This window comes from Flavobacterium sp. R1_16 (assembly GCF_057652095.1).
This window is the reverse complement of record NZ_JBYFCG010000004.1, coordinates 223,158-242,879: the sequence shown is the minus strand read 5'-3', so window position 1 is coordinate 242,879 and position 19,722 is coordinate 223,158. Positions and strand designations below refer to the sequence as shown.

General features: G+C 34.0%; 20 protein-coding genes. 16 read left to right on the top strand and 4 right to left on the bottom strand.

Going from position 1 to position 19,722, the window contains the following annotated elements; genetic code table 11:
- Positions 1 to 5: 5 nt before the first annotated feature.
- Positions 6 to 491 (bottom strand): hypothetical protein, encoded by a 486-nt coding sequence (locus AC23L6_RS08885; protein WP_487561811.1) that lies wholly within the window; start codon positions 489 to 491, stop codon positions 6 to 8.
- Positions 492 to 1,121: 630 nt separating this feature from the next.
- Entirely contained in the window at positions 1,122 to 1,712 is a 591-nt protein-coding gene (locus tag AC23L6_RS08880; RefSeq protein WP_487561810.1) for a riboflavin synthase, read from the bottom strand.
- Between the two features lie 57 nt (positions 1,713 to 1,769).
- Between AC23L6_RS08880 and pdxA the strand changes: the two genes are divergently transcribed.
- The 8 genes from pdxA (at position 1,770) to mtgA (ending at position 8,741) form a co-directional block, all read left to right on the top strand.
- Positions 1,770 to 2,834: a 4-hydroxythreonine-4-phosphate dehydrogenase PdxA gene (gene pdxA, locus AC23L6_RS08875; RefSeq protein ID WP_487561809.1), complete on the top strand. Its 1,065-nt coding sequence runs from the start codon at positions 1,770 to 1,772 to the stop codon at positions 2,832 to 2,834.
- Positions 2,835 to 2,914: 80 nt separating this feature from the next.
- Positions 2,915 to 3,457, top strand: coding sequence for a YceD family protein (locus tag AC23L6_RS08870; protein WP_487561808.1), 543 nt, complete (start codon positions 2,915 to 2,917; stop codon positions 3,455 to 3,457).
- A gap of 9 nt (positions 3,458 to 3,466) precedes the next feature.
- A complete protein-coding gene (gene rpmF / locus AC23L6_RS08865) occupies positions 3,467 to 3,664 on the top strand; it encodes a 50S ribosomal protein L32 (RefSeq protein ID WP_487561807.1) in 198 nt (65 codons plus the stop codon).
- A 163-nt stretch (positions 3,665 to 3,827) separates the two neighbouring features.
- A complete protein-coding gene (locus AC23L6_RS08860) occupies positions 3,828 to 4,826 on the top strand; it encodes a beta-ketoacyl-ACP synthase III (protein ID WP_487561806.1) in 999 nt (332 codons plus the stop codon).
- Between the two features lie 18 nt (positions 4,827 to 4,844).
- Positions 4,845 to 5,327 (top strand): acetyl-CoA carboxylase biotin carboxyl carrier protein, encoded by a 483-nt coding sequence (gene accB / locus AC23L6_RS08855; RefSeq protein ID WP_487561805.1) that lies wholly within the window; start codon positions 4,845 to 4,847, stop codon positions 5,325 to 5,327.
- Positions 5,328 to 5,444: 117 nt separating this feature from the next.
- Positions 5,445 to 6,791 carry an acetyl-CoA carboxylase biotin carboxylase subunit gene (gene accC, locus AC23L6_RS08850; RefSeq protein ID WP_487561804.1) on the top strand — a complete coding sequence of 449 codons (1,347 nt, stop codon included), beginning with the start codon at positions 5,445 to 5,447 and terminating at the stop codon, positions 6,789 to 6,791.
- Between the two features lie 151 nt (positions 6,792 to 6,942).
- On the top strand, positions 6,943 to 8,055 hold the full coding sequence (locus AC23L6_RS08845; protein ID WP_487561803.1) for an NAD(P)/FAD-dependent oxidoreductase: 1,113 nt from the start codon (positions 6,943 to 6,945) through the stop codon (positions 8,053 to 8,055).
- Positions 8,056 to 8,060: 5 nt separating this feature from the next.
- Positions 8,061 to 8,741 (top strand): monofunctional biosynthetic peptidoglycan transglycosylase, encoded by a 681-nt coding sequence (gene mtgA, locus AC23L6_RS08840; RefSeq protein ID WP_487561802.1) that lies wholly within the window; start codon positions 8,061 to 8,063, stop codon positions 8,739 to 8,741.
- A 109-nt stretch (positions 8,742 to 8,850) separates the two neighbouring features.
- On the opposite strand, the gene rbp is transcribed toward mtgA, so the two are convergent.
- Both rbp and AC23L6_RS08830 read right to left on the bottom strand, forming a co-directional pair.
- Complete coding sequence (gene rbp, locus AC23L6_RS08835) at positions 8,851 to 9,189, bottom strand: RNA-binding regulator (RefSeq protein WP_487561801.1); 339 nt, start codon at positions 9,187 to 9,189, stop codon at positions 8,851 to 8,853.
- A 147-nt stretch (positions 9,190 to 9,336) separates the two neighbouring features.
- A complete protein-coding gene (locus tag AC23L6_RS08830; protein WP_487561800.1) occupies positions 9,337 to 9,831 on the bottom strand; it encodes a DUF6252 domain-containing protein in 495 nt (164 codons plus the stop codon).
- 179 nt (positions 9,832 to 10,010) lie between these two features.
- Here AC23L6_RS08830 and AC23L6_RS08825 point away from each other — a divergent pair, with 179 nt between their 5' ends.
- From AC23L6_RS08825 to AC23L6_RS08790, 8 genes are all read left to right on the top strand, one after another.
- A complete protein-coding gene (locus tag AC23L6_RS08825; protein WP_487561799.1) occupies positions 10,011 to 10,589 on the top strand; it encodes a 30S ribosomal protein S16 in 579 nt (192 codons plus the stop codon).
- Between the two features lie 13 nt (positions 10,590 to 10,602).
- Positions 10,603 to 11,127, top strand: a complete 525-nt coding sequence (rimM, locus tag AC23L6_RS08820) for a ribosome maturation factor RimM (RefSeq protein WP_487561798.1) — start codon at positions 10,603 to 10,605, stop codon at positions 11,125 to 11,127.
- A gap of 85 nt (positions 11,128 to 11,212) precedes the next feature.
- Positions 11,213 to 11,926 (top strand): tRNA1(Val) (adenine(37)-N6)-methyltransferase, encoded by a 714-nt coding sequence (locus AC23L6_RS08815; RefSeq protein WP_487561797.1) that lies wholly within the window; start codon positions 11,213 to 11,215, stop codon positions 11,924 to 11,926.
- 115 nt (positions 11,927 to 12,041) lie between these two features.
- Positions 12,042 to 13,220, top strand: a complete 1,179-nt coding sequence (locus AC23L6_RS08810; protein ID WP_487561796.1) for an acyl-CoA dehydrogenase family protein — start codon at positions 12,042 to 12,044, stop codon at positions 13,218 to 13,220.
- Between the two features lie 163 nt (positions 13,221 to 13,383).
- On the top strand, positions 13,384 to 14,169 hold the full coding sequence (locus tag AC23L6_RS08805; protein WP_487561795.1) for an SGNH/GDSL hydrolase family protein: 786 nt from the start codon (positions 13,384 to 13,386) through the stop codon (positions 14,167 to 14,169).
- Between the two features lie 221 nt (positions 14,170 to 14,390).
- Complete coding sequence (locus tag AC23L6_RS08800; protein WP_487561794.1) at positions 14,391 to 14,891, top strand: N-acetyltransferase family protein; 501 nt, start codon at positions 14,391 to 14,393, stop codon at positions 14,889 to 14,891.
- Positions 14,891 to 16,150: an aspartate kinase gene (locus AC23L6_RS08795; protein WP_487561793.1), complete on the top strand. Its 1,260-nt coding sequence runs from the start codon at positions 14,891 to 14,893 to the stop codon at positions 16,148 to 16,150. The genes AC23L6_RS08800 and AC23L6_RS08795 overlap by 1 nt, the downstream gene beginning before the upstream one ends.
- 88 nt (positions 16,151 to 16,238) lie before the next feature.
- Positions 16,239 to 19,667 (top strand): hypothetical protein, encoded by a 3,429-nt coding sequence (locus AC23L6_RS08790; RefSeq protein ID WP_487561792.1) that lies wholly within the window; start codon positions 16,239 to 16,241, stop codon positions 19,665 to 19,667.
- The last annotated feature ends 55 nt before the right edge of the window (positions 19,668 to 19,722 follow it).

Genomic DNA, 19,722 nt, shown 5'->3' with positions numbered 1-19,722 from the left:
TTTATTTATTGTTCTACAATTCGTTTTGTTTTGTTAATGGTGTATAATATTCTTATTATAAAAAACAATGCAAGAAAATAACACAAAATACTCAAAAGTAAAATTATGATTGAAAAACTGTGATTATAAAGATTTAAATAATTGCTACGAATTAAATAACTTAAAAGTAGAAAGCCGAAACATAATGCTAAAAAAATTGCAATATTCCAAAATTGAATTATTGGGTTTAGAAGATTTATTTCCCGTTTGGTATTTTTGTCATTTTCTGTTAATTTGGTATATGTTTCAGCTATTGTTTCTTTTGCACGATGAGGATTGGCTTGTAATTCTAGAGCAGTTTGTTTGCTTAAATATTCTTCTGTTGCACTAGCAAGTTCTCTTCTTCTTTTTTCACCAGACTTGAATGTTGCTAAAAGATTAATTATTATTGGAACAACAAAAGTTATTGTTGCTATTAATAATCTTGAATAAATATCAATACATTTTTCCATAGGTCAAAAATATAAAATTTAGTTCTATTCCAGCAAGGTTCCAATTTGCTTGCCTCTAGCTTCTATACATGCACTACAAAGTAGCGCATATCACCCCAAATATGAATAGATAAGCACTACTACATACCGCAGTATTTTCAAATATACACTTTTTCATAAATCTGTACAAAGATATTTTATTTACAAGATTTCGGGTTTTAAGCAATGCAGCTGTTTTGTATTCTTCTGAAATGAGAGGATTCTTTTTTAAGTTTCGAGACACTAAAATTCTCAACTCTAAGTTAATAAGTCTATACGGCTTTTTGTTATTTAGATATAAATTGTAAATTCGCACTTGTTCAACTCTAAAATTAAAATAGTTAGAAAAAATTTTGACAAAAAGATTTTTTATTTACTTTTACAAACATGAGATTACCCCCAAATAAGATTTTTTACATCTTGGTTTTTATAAGTGCATCGGCTATGGCCGCGCCAAAAGGACCACCACCGCCAGGAGTTCCGCCACCGCCAGGACTTCCTATTGATGGCGGCATAGTCGCATGTTTGCTACTTTCTTTAGTATACGGACTCTACAAAATACACAAAATACAAACAAAAAAGACTTCTAATTAACTAGAAGTCTTTTTTGTTTTATCGATAGGAAGCATAAAGCCTACTCACATATTTGCCAATGACGTCAAATTCTAAATTGACCTTGGTGTTAACTTTAAAGTTTTTGAAATTCGTGTGTTCATGCGTGTAAGGAATAATCGCAACGCTAAATTCGTTTTTCTTAGAATTGACCACTGTTAGACTCACTCCATTTACATTAATAGAACCTTTTTCAATAGTAATATTATTGTATTTTTCATCATACTGAAAGGTGTAAATCCAGCTTCCGTTAGCTTCCTCAATCGAGGTACATATTCCAATTTGGTCCACATGACCCTGAACAATATGACCGTCAAGTCGGGCTCCAAGTAACATCGCGCGTTCCAGATTTACCAAATCGCCTACTTTCCAATCGGAGAGATTCGTTTTTTCTAGTGTTTCATTGATAGCCGTAACGGTATATTGGTTTCCATTGATAGCGACTACCGTAAGACAAACGCCATTGTGAGCTACACTTTGATCTATTTTGAGTGCATCGGTTATTGAAGAATCTATTGAAATATGAAGATTGGTATTTTCTTTTTTAATTTCCTGAATCGTGCCAAGGGTTTCTATAATTCCTGTGAACATTGTTGTTTTATTTTACTAAATTTGCACCTCAAAATTAGCGATAAATAACTTGAAGTCATGACGAAAAAGGCAGAAAATATAATTGTTGGAATTTCAATAGGAGATTTAAACGGTATTGGAAGCGAAGTGGTATTGAAAACTTTCGAAGACACTCGAATGTTGGAATTGTGTACGCCAGTTATTTTTGCGAACGTAAAAATTTTGTCTTTCGTTAAGAAAACCTTTGAATCCACTTCGGTTCTTCATGGAATTGACCGTTTGGATCAATTGGTGTTAGGCAAAATAAATGTGTTGAATGTGTGGCGAGAAGGTGTCGATTTGAACTTTGGAACCAACGATGAAACGGTAGGAAAATATGCTATAAAATCATTTGTTGCCGCTACTAAAGCTTTAAAAGAAGGTCTGATTGATGTTTTGGTTACTGCTCCAATCAATAAATACAACATTCAATCAGAAGAATTTAAATTTCCAGGGCATACCGATTATTTAGACCAAGAACTAGAAGGAAATGCTTTAATGTTAATGGTTCAGGACAATCTTAGAGTAGGATTGCTCACAGATCATATTCCTGTAAACGAAGTAGCTAAACACCTAACGGAAGAGTTAATTGTCCAAAAAATTGAGACTATCAAGAAAACTTTGATTCAAGATTTTAGCATCAATAAACCAAAAATTGCTGTTTTAGGATTGAATCCTCATGCAGGTGACGGTGGAGTTATTGGTAAAGAAGACGAACAAATAATCAAACCAGCAATAAAAAAGATATTCGACAAAGGAACCTTAGTTTTTGGACCTTTCCCTGCCGATGGGTTCTTTGGTAGCAACCAATATGAGAAATACGACGCTGTTATTGCCGCCTACCACGACCAAGGATTGATACCATTCAAAACCTTATCTTTTGGAAAAGGTGTAAATTACACCGCAGGATTGAACAAAATTAGAACATCTCCAGATCATGGAACCGCTTATGAAATAGCTGGGAAAAATAAGGCGGATTTTAATTCGTTTAAAGAAGCAGTTTACTTGGCTTTGGATGTTTTTCACTCCAGAAATCAATACAAAGAAATTAGTGCTAACCCAATGAAAATAAGGGAAAAACAAGAAGAAAAAAATAATAGATAAAAAAAAACAAACAACAGTTTTGAATATCTAATAATTTTATATCTTTGCGCTCCCGAATCTATCGGAAAATTGTTGTTGAAATGAAGCAGTTAAATGAGTATTTGATTCCTTTTCTAGGGTTAAAGTTAGGAAAACATCAATTTGAATATCAGATAGATAATGCGTTCTTTGAGAACTTTGATTACGATGAATTTGAAAGTTCATCGATTAAAGTAAATGTAGTTTTAGAGAAAAAAAGCACCATGTTGGAGCTAAATTTTAAACACAAAGGTACTGTTAACGTATCTTGTGATTTAACCAACGAAATGTTTGATTTACCCATAAAAGGAAAAATTAAACTGATAGTTAATTTCGGTGAAGAGTTCAATAACGACAATGATGAGTTGTTAATTTTACCTCATGGAGAGCATCAAATAGATATTACACAGTGTATTTATGAAATGATAGTTCTTTCAGTGCCTCTAAAACGAGTTCATCCAGGAATCAAAGACGGGACTTTAAAAACTCCCGCACTAGACAAACTCAATGAGCTAACTGGCAAAGAGCCCAAAAAAGAAATAATACAAGAAGAAAACATAGACCCGCGTTGGGACGAATTAAAGAAACTATTAACGGATAAATAATATAGTAAAATGGCACATCCTAAGAGAAAAGTCTCCAAAACAAGAAGAGATAAAAGAAGAACTCATTATAAAGCAACTGTAGCTCAAATAGCAACATGTCCAGTAACAGGAGAAGCACATTTATACCACAGAGCATACTGGCACGAAGGTAAAATGTACTACAGAGGACAAGTAGTTGTTGATAAATCAACTGTTGCTCTTGCATAATATTTTTTGATAGATTACATCGAAACTCTCACCATTGTGGGAGTTTTTTTGTTGTTTCTAATTTTGATTAAATAAGCAGTTCTAAAACAATTTGGTTTAGAATTTTTTTGTAAATTCCGCCTCTAATCGCGATGCTGTTCCGATTAGAAAAATTTTAAAAAATATGAATACAATTACAGCCGCTATAACCGCTGTTGGAGGTTATGTTCCAGATTTCGTGCTTTCAAACAAAGTGCTTGAAACCATGGTTGATACCAATGATGAATGGATCACAACTCGCACAGGAATTCAAGAAAGAAGAATATTAAAAGGAGAGGGTCTAGGAACTTCATTTTTGGCAATTAATGCTGCTAAAGATTTAATTAAAAGAAGTGGTGTAAACCCAGCAGAAATAGATTTAGTAATAGTAGCCACAGCAACTCCAGATATGCTTGTTGCTTCGACTGCTGTTTTTGTAGCCACACAAATTGGTGCGGTTAATGCATTTGCTTATGATTTGCAAGCTGCTTGTTCTGGTTTTCTATACGGAATGTCTAATGCGGCAGCCTATGTTCAATCAGGAAGATATAAAAAAGTGTTGTTGATTGGTGCTGATAAAATGTCATCAATCATAGATTATACCGATAGAGCGACTTGTATTATTTTTGGAGATGGCGCTGGAGCCGCTTTATTTGAGCCTAATTATGAAGGGTTGGGATTGCAAGATGAGATTTTGAGAAGCGACGGAATAGGTAGAGAATATTTAAAAATTGACGCAGGAGGTTCTATACTTCCAACTTCAAAAGAAACAGTTGAAAACGGACAACATTATGTTTTTCAAGATGGGAAAACGGTTTTCAAATATGCTGTGACAGGAATGGCAGATGTTAGCGAAAAAATCATGCAAAGAAATAATCTTTCAAAAGAAGATGTAAATTGGTTGATAGCACATCAAGCAAACAAAAGAATTATCGATGCAACTGCAAGTAGAATGGAACTGGACGAAGATAAAGTTTTAGTAAACATTCACAAATACGGAAATACCACCGCAGCAACCTTACCGTTGCTATTGAGCGACTTTGAAAATAAATTTAAAAAAGGCGACAATCTTATTTTTGCAGCTTTTGGAGGAGGATTTACTTGGGGCTCAATCTATTTGAAATGGGCATATAACAAACAATAAAACTAAAAACTAATAATTATGGATTTAAAAGAAATTCAGAATCTGATTAAATTTGTAGCTAACTCTGGAGTTGCAGAAGTAAAGTTAGAAACCGGTGATGTGAAAATCACGATTAGAACTACGCTAGAAGGACACTCTTCTGATGTGGCCTATGTACAACAGATACCTACTCAGAATGTTTTACAACAAGCTGCTCCACAACAAATAGCTCCAGCACCAGTGGCAACACCAGCTGCTCCAGTTTCAGATGATAATTCAAAATACATAACTATAAAATCACCAATTATTGGAACTTTTTATAGAAAACCATCACCAGACAAACCTGTTTTTGCCGAAGTGGGAAGCACAGTTGCAAAAGGAGATGTTTTATGTGTAATTGAAGCTATGAAATTATTCAACGAAATTGAATCTGAAGTTGCAGGAAAAATCGTGAAGATTTTAGTAGACGATATGTCGCCAGTAGAATTTGATCAGCCATTATTTTTAGTAGATCCATCATAAATTTAAGATTTTAGATTACAGATTTTAGATTGCAGATTGAATTTTGTTACATTTAGATTCAAATCAATTGCATTCTTGATTTCTAACTTCTAACTTCTAACTTCTAATTTTTAAAAGATGTTTAAAAAAATATTAATTGCAAATAGAGGAGAAATTGCGTTACGTATTATTCGTACCTGTAGAGAAATGGGAATTAAAACAGTTGCCGTTTACTCTACCGCAGATGCAGAAAGCTTACATGTAAAATTTGCAGATGAAGCAGTTTGTATTGGGCCAGCGCCAAGTAATTTATCCTATTTGAAAATGCCAAATATTATTGCTGCAGCAGAAATTACTAATGCTGATGCGATTCATCCTGGATATGGTTTTCTTTCAGAAAACGCTAAATTTTCTAAGATTTGTCAAGAACATGGTATCAAGTTTATTGGAGCTACTCCAGAAATGATTGATAGAATGGGAGACAAAGCTTCGGCAAAAGCAACTATGAAAGCAGCAGGAGTTCCATGTGTTCCGGGTTCAGACGGACTTTTAGAATCGTTCGAGCAAGCAAAAAAACTTTCAAAAGAAATAGGTTATCCAGTCATGCTTAAAGCTACTGCTGGAGGTGGTGGAAAAGGAATGCGCGCCGTTTGGAAAGAAGAAGATTTACAAAAAGCATGGGATAGTGCTCGTCAGGAATCAGCGGCGGCTTTTGGGAATGATGGTATGTATCTTGAAAAATTAATTGAGGAGCCTCGCCATATTGAAATACAAGTTGTTGGAGATGCCTATGGGAAAGCCTGTCATTTATCAGAAAGAGATTGTTCGGTTCAACGTCGTCATCAAAAATTAACGGAGGAAACTCCTTCACCATTCATGACAGATGATTTGAGAGAAAAGATGGGATTAGCAGCTGTGAAAGCTGCAGAATTTATTAAATACGAAGGTGCAGGAACAGTCGAATTCTTAGTGGACAAACACAGAAATTTCTACTTCATGGAAATGAATACCCGAATTCAAGTGGAGCATCCTATTACTGAGCAAGTAATTGATTATGATTTGATTCGCGAGCAAATTCTTGTAGCTGCTGGTGTGCCAATTTCAGGAAAAAACTATTTGCCACAGTTACATGCGATAGAATGTCGTATCAATGCTGAAGACCCATATAATGATTTTAGACCTTCACCAGGAAAAATTACCACATTACACACTCCAGGAGGACATGGAGTTCGTTTGGATACCCATGTGTATTCGGGTTACTCAATTCCTCCGAATTATGACTCTATGATTGCTAAGTTAATCACAACAGCTCAAACTCGACAAGAGGCCATTAACAAAATGAAAAGAGCATTAGATGAGTTTGTTATTGAAGGTATAAAGACAACAATACCTTTCCATAGACAATTAATGGATGATTCAAGATATGTAGAAGGTAACTATACCACTGCATTTATGGAAGATTTCAAAATGATTGACCCAGAATAAAAGATTTATTTTAAATACGAAGAAACGTCTCAATATAAATGAGGCGTTTTTTTTTGCTCAAAATAAAAAATGGAATTTGTACAACGTAATAAACCTATTTTCTATTGATTCCATTTGGAGTAAAATACTTATTTTTATAAAAAATTTATTCATGAATTTGAGTTTTTGGGAATTAAAAAATTGGTTTACCAGTGTTGATTATACTATTGTTGGCAGTGGAATAGTAGGATTACATGCTGCTTTACAATTGCGTAGTCGATTTCCAGAAAGTAAAATTTTAATTATTGAAAAAGGTATGTTGCCACAGGGCGCTAGTACCAAGAATGCTGGTTTTGCTTGTTTCGGAAGTATTTCTGAAATTATAGATGATTTACATTCACATACCGAAGAAGAAGTGTTTCAATTAATTCAAAAACGTTGGAACGGACTTCAATTACTTCGTAAACGTTTAGGAGATTCTGTTATCGATTTTAAACCTTATGGAGGCTATGAATTATTTTTAGAAAACAGTGATACTAATTTCAATGAATGTGTTTCAAAGATTCCGTTTATCAATGAAATGTTGAAGCCTCTTTTTAAAGCAGAGGTTTTTACAAAGCAAGTTGACCGATTTGGTTTTGATAATATACAGGATTACCTCATTTTTAATCCTTTTGAAGCTCAAATTGATACAGGAAATATGATGCAGGCATTACTAAAACAAGCTGTTTCGGAGAATATATTAATTCTAAACCAACAAACGGTCAAAGGCTACAGTGAAAATAGCAATGGTGTGCAAGTAATGTTGGCTGACCACGAATTTTTTTCGAAAAAACTATTGTTTGCAACTAATGGTTTTGCTAGCGCAATAACAAATGGAGCGGTAAAACCAGCAAGAGCTCAAGTTTTGATAACAGAGCCTATCAAGAATCTAGATATAAAAGGAACTTTTCACCTAGAAAAAGGGTATTATTATTTTAGAAATGTGGGTGACAGAGTTTTATTGGGAGGAGGAAGAAATCTTGATTTTAATGGAGAAACAACCGATGAATTTGGCGAAACGGGATTAATTCAAAATCGATTAGAAGCATTGTTAAAAGAGGTTATTTTGCCCAATCAAGAGTTTAAAATTGCTCATAGATGGAGCGGTATCATGGGATTGGGGTCTAGTAAGAATCCTATAGTAACACAATTATCTGAACATGTGTATTGTGGAGTTCGATTAGGAGGAATGGGCGTTGCAATCGGGAGTTATATTGGTGCTGAATTAGCGGATTTAATTTAATAAATATGTTCAAAAAGGTATATCGTTTTTTATTGAAAACCATGCTTTGGTTTTTTGGAATTTCTATTCTTCTAGTAGTGTTATTTAAATTTGTTCCAATTCCTTTCACACCATTAATGGTTGTTCGAGCTATTGAGAATAAAATAGACGGAAATGAAATGGTATGCAGTCACGAGTGGAAGCCTATTGAGGAGATTTCGGTCAATTTGCAAAAAGCGGTAATTGCTAGTGAAGACGCAAGGTTTTTAACACATAGGGGTTTTGATTTTGATGCCATTGAAAAAGCAATGAAGAACAATGAAAAAGGAAAGAGATTAAAAGGAGGTAGCACCATATCGCAACAAACCGCTAAAAATGTTTTTCTCTGGCAAGGCAGAAGTTATTTTCGCAAAGGGCTTGAGGCCTATTTCACAATTTTAATTGAAATTATTTGGGGCAAAGAACGCATAATGGAAGCATATCTCAATAGCATTGAAATGGGAGATGGAGTCTATGGCGCACAAGCAGCAACACAATATTGGTACAGGAAAGATTGTTCAAGTTTAACAAAAACTGAAGCTGCCGGAATTGCAGCCATACTTCCAAACCCTAGAAAGTTTAAAGCCTCCAATTCGTCAGCCTTTATCAATGCTAGAAAAGCTAGAATTGTAAAACGAATGAGGCAAGTAGGGGAGTTAAAATACTAGAAATAGAAACATTCAAACAAGACACAAAATCTTTCTCAATTATAAAAAAAATGAGTCCGATGATGTATCGGACTCATTAGTGTGTTTATAACTTGAAAAAAAGTGGTGATTAATATCTTCCTCTATCTCCACCACCACGGTTTCCGCCATAACCACCGCGAGAATCTCCACCACGATTGTTATTAAAGCTTCTTCTTTCTCCTTCTGGTTTTGGTTCAGATTTATTAACCACTATTGCACGTCCTTGAACAGTAGCACCATTCAATTCATTAATTGCTTTTTGAGCCTCTTCGTCATTAGGCATTTCAATGAAACCAAACCCTTTACTTCTTCCAGTAAATTTATCAGTAATAATTTTTACAGAATCAACTGCACCATAAGCCTCAAAAGACTCTCTTAAATCTGCTTCCTCAATACTGAATGGAAGGCTTCCAACAAAAATATTCATAATTATTCTTTTTTATATTAAGCAAATATAGTTTATATTTTATTCTAACATACCATGTATGAGATTATTTATGAAAGTTTTAGATAAAAACAAAAAGCCATTTACAAAATAATAAATGGCTTTTGAGAGTTTTTCAAATCTTTGTATTTACGGTACAATAGGAACTTTGTAGAAAATCCCATATTGGAAGTTAACAGTCGGAGAATCCGTAGATGATTCTATATTTTCTGCGTTAAATCTGAATTTTCCTGAGACAGTTAATCCATCATAATCCGTGATAATTATTTGACCGTCACCTATGTTAGTGCCAGTTTCGTAGGCTAAGAGCGCTCCGTTTACAATAGCAGTATAAGCGGCTGTTTTAGTATCGCTTGTCCCTAGGTTGTGAGTGATATAAGTTGAACTGTCTTTCTGATTCACAAATGTAGTAGGTAAAGGGATTTCTAAGGTTACAGTTTCGTTTATAGTAACAGCTTGAATTAGTATAGAAGCATCATCGGTTACAGTTGCACTTGCATCAGCAGCTCTCCAGCTTTCATTGTTTTTAACACCTTGAAATGCGGCATTATTATTAAAAACAATATCTTCTCCACAAGAAGTTAGCCCAATTAAAAGCAATAGTATGTATATTCTTTTCTTCATTTTAAAAAATGTTTTATAAAACAAAAATAGGTTTTTATAGCAAAAAACAAGTATATAAAAGTATAAAATAATTTTAATTTATTGTTTTGGCGTTGCTGTTTGTGATTTTCAAAAAAAAAAACTATCTTTGCACCCTTAATTAACAGAGGTCGAGTACCTCAAATTTTAATCATACGATTATGTCAGTAAAAATTAGATTACAAAGACACGGTAAAAAAGGCAAACCTTTTTACTGGGTTGTAGCGGCTGATGCTCGCTCAAAAAGAGATGGTAGATATCTAGAGAAAATAGGTACTTACAATCCAAATACAAACCCTGCAACTATCGAATTGAACCTTGATAGCGCTGTAAAATGGTTGCACAATGGTGCTCAACCTACAGAAACTGCTAAAGCTATTCTTTCTTACAAAGGCGCTTTATTGAAGCATCATCTTGATGGTGGTATCCGTAAAGGTGCATTGACTCAAGAGCAAGCTGACGCAAAATTAGCTGCTTGGTTGGAGGCTAAAGCTGGAAAAGTTGACGCTAAAAAACAAGGTTTAACTAAGGCTGAAGCAGATGCTAAAGCAAAAGCATTAAAAGCTGAAAAAGAAGTAAACGCTAAACGTATAGCTGCTGCTGCACAAGCTGAAGCAGATGCAATTGCTGCTGCAACTCCTGCTGTTGAAGAAGAAGTTGCTGAGGTTGAAGCTGCAGTTGAGGCTGCTGCTGAAGAAGCTCCTGTTGCTGAAGAAAACACAGAAGAACAAGAAGCATAATTTTACCTGCGAGATGCGTAAAGAAGATTGTTTCTATTTAGGTAAAATCGCAAAAAAATTTAGTTTTAAAGGTGAAGTCTTAGCTTACTTAGATACAGACGAACCTGAATTATATGAAAATATGGAATCAGTATTTGTTGAATTCAACAATAATCTGGTTCCATTTTTTATTGAAAGTAGTTCACTACATAAAAATGACTTTCTTCGAATCCGATTCGAGGATATCCACAATGAAGAAGAAGCTGACCGATTAATTGGTTCAGCAATTTATTTACCCTTGAAAATGTTGCCAAAACTCACAGGTAACAAGTTCTACTTTCACGAAGTTATTGGTTTTGAAATAGAAGATAAACGTTTGGGTGTTTTTGGAAAAATTGTATCTGTTAATGACACATCCGCGCAACCTCTTTTTGAAGTTGTTAATGGTAATGTCGAGATTCTAGTTCCAATGATTGATCAGTTTTTAGTAAAAATTGATAGAGAAAACAAAAAAGTCATTATGGACTTGCCCGAAGGTTTGGTAGAAATGTATTTATAGTAAAAAACACTAATTTTATACCATTAAGAATTTAAGTTTCATTAGGTATTTTTTTAATACCTTAATGGTTTTATAATTTAAATAGATGTCTAAATTTTCGTTTAAACAATTTTCTGTTGAGCAAGATAGATGTGCTATGAAAGTAGGAACAGATGCTGTTGTACTAGGTGCATGGTGCCCAATTGATAATAATCCTTTTAGTATTTTAGACATTGGAACTGGTACAGGAATCATCGCATTAATGCTTGCGCAAAGAAGTTCTGCCGAGCAAATCGATGCTTTAGAGATAGATGAAGATGCATACGAACAAGCTGTGGATAATTTTGAAAATTCTCCTTGGAGCGATCGGTTATTTTGTTTTCACGCTGGCTTGGATGAATTTGTAGAAGAACCAGAAGATGAGTATGATATAATCATTTCCAATCCACCATTTTTCAGCGAAGATTATAAAACCGAAAATTCTCAGAGAGATTTAGCACGCTTTCAAGATGCAATGCCATTTGAAGATTTAATTGAAGCTGCTGATTTGCTATTATCTGAAAATGGAATTTTTTCTGTAATAATTCCTTATAAAGAAGAAGAACGATTTATTAATTTATGTTCTAATGTAGAGCTCTTTCCTGTAAAAATTACTCGTGTAAAAGGCTCACACACGACTCCAGTTGTAAGAAGTCTATTAGCTTTTAAACGGTATGAGTTACCAGTAATGACTACAGATGAATTAGTTATTGAAATAACTAGGCATGTTTACACTCAGGAATACATAGATTTAACTAAAGATTTTTATCTGAAAATGTAGTATCTAGACGGTAGTAAGCAAACCATTACAAATACTGCTTTTTAAAAATTATAACAATCGTTAATCGATTTGTTACATTTCTTTATGTAAATTTGTACTCTTTAAAACCAAAAAAATGAAACCAGACCTTTTCCAAGCACCTGATTACTACAATCTTGACGAATTATTATCTGAAGAGCATAAATTAGTGCGTGATGCAGCACGCGAATGGGTAAAAAGAGAAGTTTCTCCTATAATTGAAGATTATGCTCAACGTGCGGAATTCCCTAAACAAATTATAAGCGGTTTGGCTGAAATTGGAGCTTTTGGACCCTACATTCCTGAGCAATACGGAGGAGCAGGTTTAGATCAAATATCATACGGTTTAATTATGCAAGAGATAGAAAGAGGGGATTCAGGCGTTCGTTCGACTGCCTCTGTTCAATCTTCATTGGTTATGTATCCTATATGGAAATATGGAAATGAAGAGCAACGAATGAAATATTTACCAAAACTTGCTTCAGGAGAATATTTAGGATGCTTCGGTTTGACCGAGCCTAATTATGGTTCCGATCCCGGAAGTATGATAACCAATTATAAAGATATGGGAGATCATTATCTTTTGAATGGAGCAAAAATGTGGATTTCTAATGCCCCTTTTGCAGATGTAGCAGTAGTTTGGGCAAAGAATGAGGAAGGTCGAATCCACGGATTAATTGTTGAGCGCGGAATGGAAGGCTTTTCAACTCCGGAAACACACAATAAATGGTCTCTTCGTGCTTCGGCAACTGGAGAATTAATTTTTGATAATGTAAAAGTTCCGAAGGGAAATTTATTACCTAATAAATCGGGATTAGGAGCGCCACTAGGTTGCCTAGATTCGGCACGATATGGAATTGCATGGGGTGCGATTGGTGCTGCAATGGATTGTTATGATACAGCTTTGAGGTATTCAAAAGAGAGAATTCAATTTAATAAACCTATTGCAGGTACTCAATTGCAACAGAAGAAATTAGCAGAAATGATTACTGAAATCACCAAAGCGCAATTACTAACCTGGCGTTTAGGTGTTTTGAGAAATGAAGGAAAAGCAACAACTGCCCAGATCTCAATGGCTAAGAGAAATAACGTGGACATGGCTATCAATATTGCTCGTGAAGCTCGTCAAATACTAGGAGGAATGGGAATTACTGGAGAATATTCAATCATGCGCCACATGATGAATTTAGAATCTGTAATTACCTATGAAGGTACTCATGACATTCATCTTTTGATTACAGGTGCTGATATCACGGGAATACCAGCATTCAAATAGTTTAAAAAAGACATTAAACAAATCCTAAAAGTTTATCAAAAGCTTCTCAAACAAGAGAAGCTTTTTTTAATTTTACAAATATAATGTTTTGAAAGATAGCGTTTAACAACTGTTTTTTAACTTGTACTCGTATAAAACGGAATTATTGAAGTGTAAAAACAACATGATGTCTCAGTCAGATAAACTCCCAGTAAAAGTGAAAATATATCTAAAGCTAATAGCATTATTTTTTGTCTCAATTGCTTTTGCACAATGTAGCGTTGAAAATACCAACGCAAATACCAATACGAATACCAACACAGACACCGATATTGAAGTTGAGCCCATAAGCAGACAATTAAAGTACTTAGCACTCGGTGATAGTTATACAATTGGTGAAAGTGTTTGTGAAACCTGTCGATTTCCGGAGCAACTCAAGTTAGGATTGGAAAACATCTTTCCTAAAGATTTTTTTTCATTAAAAATTATAGCTACTACAGGTTGGACAACAACGAATTTGATATCGGCAATAAATACTCAAAATCCAGATTCAAATTATGATTTGGTAACTTTATTGATAGGTGTCAATAACCAATTTCAAAAAAAGCCGTTCTCGATTTATGAACAAGAATTCCCTCAATTAGTTAGTACCGCAATACGATTGGCTAAGGGCGATAAATCTAAATTGATTGTCGTTTCAATACCCGATTATGCCTTTACACCCTTTGGAAAAAGATTTGGAGCCCCTGACCCGACAGCTATTTCAACAGATATTGAACGCTACAATACATTTGCCAAAAATTATTGTGTAGCTAATAATATTGAATTTGTAAATATTACAGATATCACTCAGCAAGGATTAGAAGACCCTAATTTAGTTGCTAAAGACGGATTGCACCCATCGGAACTTGCTTATTCTAAATTTGTAGAACGGATTTTGCCCAAGGCAGTTTCAATTTTATCAAATTAAAACTAGTTGTGGAATTTTTATTTGCTTGAAGTAAATAATTCAACAAGGTTGAAGCGACATTCAATTCAATGCTATATTGCAAACAAATATCATTTTTTTTGTGAAATACAGTCTGTTTTTGTGGGATAGTTTATCAGAATTGTATATTTGCCCCTCGAATTAAAAATATAAAATAACTATTCAATAGAAGAATAACGGTATCCGTTGTTAATTTCCAAGTAATGAAGATCAGAAAAGGCACAAAAGAAGATATTTCAGCGGTTTTAGCTTTAATTAAAGAATTGGCAGTCTTTGAGAAAGAGCCAGAAGCGGTTATCTTGACAGTCGATGATTTAGTTCGAGATGGTTTTGGCGAAAACCCATTATTTCACACTTTTGTCGCATCAGTCAATAGTGATTCAAACGGTAACAAAACGTCGGAGGAAATTGTTGGAGTAGCTTTATATTATTATCGATATTCGACTTGGAAAGGCAGAACCATTCATCTTGAAGATTTGATTGTAAAAGAAAAAATGAGAGGGTCGGGCATTGGAAAAGCTTTGTACAAAGAAGTTATTGCTCAAGGCAAAAAAGACAATGTAAATCGAATAGAATGGGCGGTTCTTGATTGGAACACAACAGCGATTGATTTTTATGAAAAATCGGGAGCAAAAGTATTAAAAGATTGGCGTGTAGCGCAAATGGATAAAAATGGAATTGATAATTTTTTAAGTAATTTATAATGAGAGTTTTCAAATTTGGTGGAGCATCAGTTAAAGATGCAGATGGAATTAAAAACGTTTATGATGTTTTGCAAAAAGTAGGTTATGAAGATGTTTTACTTGTAGTTTCGGCTATGGGAAAAACTACCAATGCACTCGAAGTAGTAGTAAAAGATTATTTTGAGAAATCGTCTACTTTACAAGCGTCTGTTCAGGAAGTAAAAAAATACCACAATCAAATTTTGTTGGATTTATTTGAAGATGAAAAGAGCGAGGTTTTTACCGCTGTAAATAACTTGTTCTTTGATTTAGAATACTTTTTAAGCCATAATAAATCACCAAATTATAATTTTGTTTACGATCAGATTGTAAGCTTTGGAGAGCTAATTTCCACAACAATTCTCTCGCATTTTATGACTTTTATGGGTATAAAAACCAATTGGATTGATGTGCGTAGTTATATTAAAACAGATTCAACTTATCGCGATGCAGAAGTAGATTGGGATACTACTCAACAAAACATTTCAAAAAACGTAAAGAAAAAAGTCTTGAACATTACACAAGGTTTTTTAGGATATGACGACAACGGATTTACAACTACACTTGGTCGTGAAGGTTCAGATTATACAGCTGCGATTTTTGCGTATTGCCTCAATGCAGAAAGTGTAACGATTTGGAAAGACGTTCCTGGAGTGATGAATGCCGATCCACGTTATTTTGAAAATGCTAGTTTGTTGAATCAAATCTCCTACAGAGAAGCTATTGAATTAGCTTTTTACGGAGCAAGCGTTATTCACCCAAAAACATTACAGCCGCTACAAAAGAAAGAAATTCCGTTATATGTAAAGTCGTTTATCAATCCATTGCTTCCCGGAACAAGTGTTTCCAAAGGAGAAGATTTGGTTCCTTACATGCCTTGTTTTATTGTAAAGAAAAATCAATTGTTGGTATCACTTTCATCAATAGATTTTTCATTTATAATGGAAGAAAACATAAGCGAAATTTTTGGGTTGTTACACCAATATAAAATGAAAGTGAGTTTGATTCAAAATTCAGCTATTAGTTTTTCTATTTGTGTAGAAGACAAATTTGGAAATTTCAATGAATTGAAAAATATCTTAGCCAAAAAATTCAAAGTGTCTTATAGCGAAAATGTTTCTCTTTACACCATTAGACATTTCAATGAAAAAGCCTCACAAATGGTAGAAGAAAACAAGGAAGTCTTACTGAAACAAGTGAGTAGAGAAACGATGCAAATTGTAACCAAGGAAGTGATTTAAATCGTTTTTGAAACGAACATAAGGTTTCTAATCCCTTGAATTATCAAATAAAACACACTACTTTTGATGACTTGGCGTTATATTCTTTATGTTGAAAAAACTACTTTTTGGAGTTATTTTAGGCTTTTTTTCTGGACTTCACGCCCAACAGATTGTAACGCCGTATAAATCTGTAAAAATTCCTGTTTCGAGAGATACGATTCATTTGGAAAAAACGAGTATTAATTCCAGTTTTTTTAAAGTTTCGGATACACAATCTAATATCGTAGATTCCACCTTTTACTTTGTGAATTTTCAAAAAGGAACTCTAATTTTCAAAGAAAATTTCCCAAAAAGTATTGATTCTGTTACGATTGATTACTTGAGATTTCCAGATTATCTCACCAAAGAATACACCATTTATGACGACAGTCGTGTGATGAACAACGATTCAGGAGAGAATAATTTGTACAAAGTTTCTAATACAATTACCAAAAAATTTGTTCCTTTTGATGGCTTAAATACTTCGGGAAGCATCACCAGAGGCGTTACCATTGGGAATAATCAAAATGCGGTTGTCAATTCCAATCTCGACTTGCAAATTACTGGTAAAATTTCCAATACCGTTAGTTTGCGTGCCTCTATTCAAGACAGTAACATTCCGTTACAAAATGAAGGGTATTCTCAAAAATTAGACGAATTTGACCAAATTTTCATCGAATTATTTAGTGACAATTGGAACATTCGCGCAGGAGATTTATTTTTAGAAAATCGAAAATCCAGTTTTTTAAACTTTAACAAGAAGGTGCAAGGACTTTCGAGCAATTTTACCTTTGGAAATTCTGAAAATAAAACCTCTATTTTTGCTTCTGCTGCATTAGTACGAGGACAATATGCCAAAAGTAATTTTGTGGGTCAAGAGGGAAATCAAGGACCATATAAGTTAATTGGTTCCAGTGGTCAGCTTTACGTTTTAGTTATTTCGGGTTCAGAAAGAGTCTATGTCAATGGAATGCTGCTTCAACGGGGTGAAAATAATGATTACACTATCGATTACAATGCTGGAGAAATCACATTTACTTCACTTTTTCCCATTACTTCCGAAATGCGAATTGCTGTTGAATATCAATATTCAGATAGAAATTACACCCGTTTTGTAAGCTATTTTGGAGCCAATCACGAACGAGAAAAATGGAGTCTTGGTACTTATGTGTATTCTGAAAATGACGTTAAAAATCAACCTTTACAACAAAATCTTTCGACTGAACAGGTACAAATACTAAGTAACGCAGGTGATAATCCTGATTTAATGACTGCGCCATCTGCTTATGAGGATTCCTATTCAGACAATAAAAATTTGTATAAAAAAAATACCGCTGATGGCATTGAATTTTTTGAATATTCGAACAATCCGCAAGATGTTCTGTACAACGTAAAATTCAGTTTGGTTGGCAATAATCAAGGCAATTATACTGTATCCAACACTGCGGCAGTTGGTAAAATTTATTCTTATGTAGCACCAGTAAACGGAATAAAACAAGGAAATTACGAACCCGTGATGCGATTAGTTGCTCCAACTAAAATTCAAATTGCTTCCATCATAGGAAAATACAATCCCTCTGAAAAAAGCCATGTTGATTTTGAGTTAGGAGTTAGCAAGAATGACTTGAATCTTTTTTCGTCTCAAAACGACACTAATAACAACGGACTAGCAGGAAAAATAAATTCTAAAAAGCGCCTTTTTACAGGAAAATGGGAAGTTGATGCATTTGCTAATTTTCAATTTGTACAAGAAAATTTCAAAACCATTGAGCGACTGTACACTATTGAATTTGACCGGGATTGGAACCTAAATTCTGTCTCTGGAAATCAAAGTTTATTGGTTTCGGGTTTGAATTTTAATTTGCCCAAAAAAGGAATAGTGACCTATCAATTTGAAAAACTCGATTTTACCAAAACATTTTCAGGAAGCCGCCACAGCATTAATGGAATGCTATCATTCGATAGATGGAGCATTCAAAATAAAGGAAGCTTTTTAGCAAGTAATGCCACGATATCGGACTCAAAATTTCTAAGGAATCAAACACAAACACGCTATCATTTTAAGAAAAATTGGATTGGAGCAAGCATGCGATTGGAAGACAATCAAGAAAAAATCAAAGCGACCAACCAACTATCAGCGCTAAGTCAAAAATTTACGGAGTACGGTGCTTTTATAGGTCGAGGCGACAGCACAAAAGTATTCACTGAAATAGGCTATTTGAACAGAAAAAATGACAGTCTGCAAGATGGATTTCTCAAACGAGTGAATACCTCACAATCCTATTACATCAAATCTAAAGTAATTCAAAATGAGAGAAACGAATTGTCAATCTTTGTAAATTACAGGAATTTGAATTATGCAAATAACAGTCAACCCAATGAACCTTCGCTAAATTCTAGAGTACTGTATTCATCAAGATTTTTCAATCAATTGCTACAAAACACCACCGCTTTTGAGACCACATCAGGGAGCATTCCTCAACAGGAATTTACCTATCTCGAAGTCGAACCAGGACGTGGTGTGTATACCTGGAACGATTATAATAAAAATGGAATTCAGGAATTACAGGAGTTTGAAATTGCTCCATTTGTAGACCAGGCCAAGTATATCAGAGTGTTTTTGCCTCATCAGATTTTCCTAAAAACACATCAAAATAAATTTTCAGAGTCGGTTACTCTTAATCTTATTCAGTGGCAAAACGACAAAGGATTAAAAAAAATTCTTTCTTATTTTTACAACCAAACCACTTATTTAATTGACCGAAAAATAGAACGGAATGGGAATAATTTTGATCTAAACCCATTTAACACTTCTGAGGAGAATCTATTGGGATTGAATACAAGTTTTAGAAACAGCTTGTTTTATAATCGAGGAAAACAAAACCATTCGGTAACCTATACTTTTTTGAATAGTCGCACCAAAAATTTACTTACCATAGGTTCTTTTGATAGTAAAAACAGTTCACATCAACTACAATACCAGCATTTGTATAAAAAAAACTGGTTATTTACTATGGCTTCTCAAACCATCAAAACCATATCAAAGGTTGAAAACAGTAGCACAACAGATGATGTATCTTCTAGAAATTATAACATAGAAGGGTACAAAGTAGAACCAAAAATAGCGTACTTGTTTTCACGAAATGCGAGCTGGGATTGGTTCTGCGAATTTCAAAACAAGGAAAATAAAATAGGTAATTCAGAAATGTTAAAACAGACCAGAATTGGAACCTCATTTACCTATGCTAGCGAAAAAAAATTGACTATGAATGGCGAGTTTTCCTTATATCAAAACAAATTCAAAGGAGATGATTTGTCCGTTGTAGCATTTCAAATGTTAGAAGGATTACAAAAAGGACAAAATCTTACTTGGCGATTGTTAATCCAAAGGTCTTTAACCCAGTTTTTAGATATCAATCTGAATTACCAAGGACGAAAAAGCGAAACCAGCCAAACCATTCATACTGGGAATGTTCAGTTAAGAGCTTATTTTTAATTTTTTTTAGAATTAAATTAGTAACTTTATTGCTATTAAACTTTAAACATCGAAT